At 70.4% G+C, this 2,756-nt stretch carries 1 protein-coding gene; it reads right to left on the bottom strand.

All coding sequences use genetic code 11. From position 1 onward, the window contains the following. Window positions 1-277 precede the first annotated feature (277 nt). The gene (locus ACFYZF_RS20385; RefSeq protein ID WP_387022978.1) at window positions 278-2,536 is read right to left on the bottom strand and encodes a carbohydrate-binding protein; all 2,259 of its coding nucleotides are present in this window, start codon (window positions 2,534-2,536) and stop codon (window positions 278-280) included. Window positions 2,537-2,756: the final 220 nt, after the last annotated feature.

Raw genomic sequence — 2,756 nt, 5'->3', positions numbered from 1 at the left:
CGGGCTTCCCGTCCCACCCCCCCGCGCCACCATCACGGCGCCGACCACCGGAGGCCCGAAGGCCGCCGCTGCCCGGGTTCCCCGGGGCCCCCGGGCGGCGGCTCCAGCCCACCGCGGCGGGCTGGAGCCGCCCACCCGGAAGGCACAGGTCGGTCGGCTCGGTGATCTCGTTCTCGTGCGTCACGACGGCGAGGGTATCCGGTCGGGCGGGACCGAGTCGGCGACGACGTGGCAGCATCGGCGCCGGCACAGCCGACCGTGGTCGGTCAGATCCGACTCACGATTCGCGAGACGGGGTCCGGGGCGCGAGCCGGAGGTAGTCGAGGTTGAATCCCCAGGTCTCGCAGTACAGCGTGACGACCTGGTCGCCCGCAGGCAGTTCGACCGTCACGTGCGCCGGCTGGTAGGTCGCCCAGCCGCCCGTGTCCGGTACCGAGACCGTGGCCAGCACATTGCCCGCGGCATCGCGCAGCGACAGCGCGTCCGTGATGGCGAAGCCCATGCCGGTGGCGACACCGACCTCAAGGTCGTACGTTCCGGCCTGGGCGACGTCGATGCGGTACTTCAGCCACTTGCCCCCCTCGGTCCAGCCGACGTTCCTGCCGCCGCTGGCGGCGGGGTTGTCCTCGATGAAGTTGCTGCCGCCCTCGGTCCACCCGTGTTGCTCGACGTATGCCTCGGCCTCGATCCGCTCGCCGATCGGCGCGCCGTGCGGCCGCACGTTCACGCGAACAGTCACCGTGTCGTTCGCCGTGCCGTCGGTGACGGTGAACGTCAGGTGCTGTTCGCCGGCGACGGTCGGGTGGAGCGTAACCACGCCTGTGGCGGCGTCGATGCGGACGCCGTCCGGCAGGTCGGGTGCGTAGTAGGCGAGCCGGTCGCGGTCGCGGTCGAACGCGGTCAGCGGCACCTGCACCGTGCTGTACTGGTCGGCGACCACGTCGGCGACGTCACGCAGGATCGGGGCGTGGTTGCCATGGGCCGACGGCAGCTCAGCCTTCCACCGGTAGGTGGCGAATGAACGCGCCGGCACCGTGACGACGAAGGACCTGTCGGCGAGCACGACGCGCGTCGTGGCGGGAGCGCCGTTGCTGTTTCCGAGGACGGCGACGAAATTGTCCTTGTCCCGGTAGACGACGTTGCTGACGCCGCCGCTGGTGGCGCTGGATTCCACCCGCACGTGCCCACGGTTCAGGTACTTCGAGAACTGCCCGAGCTGGTAGAGCTCGTCCCGGACGGTGAAGTCCTGGGTCGAGGTGTTCACCTTGACCAGGCGGTTCGGCCACTTCGTGGTCCGGCCGACCTCCGCCCAGTCGATGTTGTTGTCGCGCGACGGCGTCCAGTGCAACGTCCCACCGTCCTGGTCCGTGGTCTGCGCCCACATGACGTACGAACTCGCGTCGAGCCGGAAGTAGCTCAGCACCGTGGCCGGGGACAGGTCACTCGTCTCGGTCAGGTGCACCGGCTTGCCGGTCTGCTCGTACGCGTCGCGCATGACCCGCGGGTCGCCCCAGTAGGGGTGGAAGGCGATGCCGTCGGTCGCGCGGCTGACCTGCTTACCGGTCACGGAGCCGTCCGGCGCGTCGTCGAGGATGCGGTGGTAGTTCTTCGTCTCGGCGCTGTTCGGGTCGCGCCAGTCCCAGAAGTTGAAGTCGTGCACGTAGAGCTGGGTGCGCAGCCGGGCGGCGGCGAGTTCGCGCTCGATCGCGAGCGCCAGCTTCTGCTGCTGTGCCACGCTGATGTCCATGGCCGGGTAGACCACGTCCATGCCGGGCTCGTTCAGCAGCGTCAGCGCGTCGACGTGGATACCCCGCTCCGCGTACGCCTGGACGAACTTCACGTAGTAGCGGGCGAACACGTCGACGCAGTCATCGCGCAGCTTGCCGACCTGGTAGTAGTTGGTCGTGCTGCCAGGCTGGAGCGCGACCTCGCCGGTGAACCGGTTGTTCGTCTTCATCCAGGCCGGGGCGCTCCAGGCCGAGGCGAAGAATGTGGCGCGCGGGTTGTGGCGCTGGATCAGTTTGACGGTGTCGATGATGTGCAGGTCGATGTCGCGCTGGATGGAGAAGTGCTTGAGGTCGAAGTCCTCGGTGACCCCGGAGGGAAGGTCGTCCGCCGACCAGAACGGCAGATGCTCGATCAGGTCGGGGCTGCCGATCGTCAGGCGGAACCGGTCGAGACCCGCGCCGGTCCTCGGGTCGACGAGCAGCCGGATGGCCTCCTCACGCTTTGCCGGGGTGAGCTTCCACAGGTTGGAGACGCTGGTCTCGTCCAGGGAGAACCCGATGCCCTCGTATCGCTGGCGGGTCCGACTGGGGTCGACCACGACGGTCGCGTCGACGGGCCGGCCCTTGTCGTCGCCGACGCGGACGGCCGGCAGCGGTTGCCATGCGTGGTCGGCGCCTGCGGAGTAGGTGCCGGTCACGAGCGCGCCGGGCCCGGGGCGGCCGGTCGTGCCGGCCTCGGACGGCGTGCTCGTGAGCACGACCAGGGTCGTCGATGCGGCGACCAGCGCCGTCATGGTGGAACGCCTCATGGCGCCTCCTCGATATCGGGGACTGTCCTCGTGGCCGGCGCCATTCGACGGACGATGGGGGATCGGTGCGGGTCCTGTCATGACCCGGGCGCGGCCCGGCGGGGGGGGGCCCGGGCCCGGGCCCCCCCCCCCCCCCCGGCCCGGCGATCCCGTGTGGTCCCAGGGGTGGGGTGGGGCGGGGGGGGCGTGCCACAGATGGAGCCCGGGGCCGGGGGGGGTG

Origin of the sequence: Micromonospora sp. NPDC001898, assembly GCF_042891255.1 — a bacterium.
Classification (GTDB): Bacteria; Actinomycetota; Actinomycetes; order Mycobacteriales; family Micromonosporaceae; genus Micromonospora.
This window is presented reverse-complemented; position numbering and strand designations above follow the sequence as displayed.